1 rRNA gene (running past one end of the window) is annotated in these 2010 nt (G+C 56.0%); it reads left to right on the forward strand.

The features are described 5' to 3' along the window. Positions 1–2010, forward strand: a 23S ribosomal RNA gene (locus tag DTB53_RS03125); its annotated part reaches 873 nt to the left of the window's first position; the annotation flags it as partial.

Here is a 2010-nt window from a genome sequence, read left to right on the forward strand (position 1 = left end):
TGGTTAGGGGTGAAAGGCCAATCAAACTCCGTGATAGCTGGTTCTCCCCGAAATGCATTTAGGTGCAGCGTCGTGTGTTTCTTGCCGGAGGTAGAGCACTGGATAGGCGATGGGCCCTACCGGGTTACTGACCTTAGCCAAACTCCGAATGCCGGTAAGTGAGAGCACGGCAGTGAGACTGTGGGGGATAAGCTCCATGGTCGAGAGGGAAACAGCCCAGAGCATCGACTAAGGCCCCTAAGCGTACGCTAAGTGGGAAAGGATGTGGAGTCGCAGAGACAACCAGGAGGTTGGCTTAGAAGCAGCCACCCTTGAAAGAGTGCGTAATAGCTCACTGGTCAAGTGATTCCGCGCCGACAATGTAGCGGGGCTCAAGCGTACCGCCGAAGTCGTGTCATTCGTACATGTATCCCCAACGGGAGTACGGATGGGTAGGGGAGCGTCGTGTGCCGGGTGAAGCAGCCGCGGAAGCGAGTTGTGGACGGTTCACGAGTGAGAATGCAGGCATGAGTAGCGATACACACGTGAGAAACGTGTGCGCCGATTGACTAAGGGTTCCTGGGTCAAGCTGATCTGCCCAGGGTAAGTCGGGACCTAAGGCGAGGCCGACAGGCGTAGTCGATGGACAACCGGTTGATATTCCCGGTACCCGCTTTGAAACGCCCAGTACTGAATCAGGCGATGCTAAGTCCGTGAAGCCGGCCCGATCTCTTCGGAGTTGAGGGTAGTGGTGGAGCCGATGAACCAGACTTGTAGTAGGTAAGCGATGGGGTGACGCAGGAAGGTAGTCCAGCCCGGGCGGTGGTTGTCCCGGGGTAAGGGTGTAGGACGCACGGTAGGCAAATCCGTCGTGCATATAAGTCTGAGACCTGATGCCGAGCCGATTGTGGTGAAGTGGATGATCCTATGCTGTCGAGAAAAGCCTCTAGCGAGTTTCATGGCGGCCCGTACCCTAAACCGACTCAGGTGGTCAGGTAGAGAATACCGAGGCGTTCGGGTGAACTATGGTTAAGGAACTCGGCAAAATGCCCCCGTAACTTCGGGAGAAGGGGGGCCATCACTGGTGATAGCACTTGCTGCTTGAGCTGGGGGTGGCCGCAGAGACCAGCGAGAAGCGACTGTTTACTAAAAACACAGGTCCGTGCGAAGCCGTAAGGCGATGTATACGGACTGACGCCTGCCCGGTTGCTGGAACGTTAAGGGGACCGGTTAGCTGACTTTCGGGTCGGCGAAGCTGAGAACTTAAGCGCCAGTAAACGGCGGTGGTAACTATAACCATCCTAAGGTAGCGAAATTCCTTGTCGGGTAAGTTCCGACCTGCACGAATGGCGTAACGACTTCTCGACTGTCTCAACCATAGGCCCGGTGAAATTGCACTACGAGTAAAGATGCTCGTTTCGCGCAGCAGGACGGAAAGACCCCGGGACCTTTACTATAGTTTGATATTGGTGTTCGGTTCGGCTTGTGTAGGATAGGTGGGAGACTTTGAAGCGGCCACGCCAGTGGTTGTGGAGTCGTCGTTGAAATACCACTCTGGTCGTGCTGGATGTCTAACCTGGGTCCGTGATCCGGATCAGGGACAGTGTCTGATGGGTAGTTTAACTGGGGCGGTTGCCTCCTAAAGAGTAACGGAGGCGCCCAAAGGTTCCCTCAGCCTGGTTGGCAATCAGGTGTTGAGTGTAAGTGCACAAGGGAGCTTGACTGTGAGACCGACGGGTCGAGCAGGGACGAAAGTCGGGACTAGTGATCCGGCAGTGGCTTGTGGAAGCCGCTGTCGCTCAACGGATAAAAGGTACCCCGGGGATAACAGGCTGATCTTCCCCCAAGAGTCCATATCGACGGGATGGTTTGGCACCTCGATGTCGGCTCGTCGCATCCTGGGGCTGGAGTCGGTCCCAAGGGTTGGGCTGTTCGCCCATTAAAGCGGTACGCGAGCTGGGTTTAGAACGTCGTGAGACAGTTCGGTCCCTATCCGCTGTGCGCGTAGGAATATTGAGAAGGGCTGTCCCT

This window comes from Streptomyces griseus, from assembly GCF_900460065.1.
Lineage (GTDB): Bacteria > Actinomycetota > Actinomycetes > Streptomycetales > Streptomycetaceae > Streptomyces > Streptomyces griseus.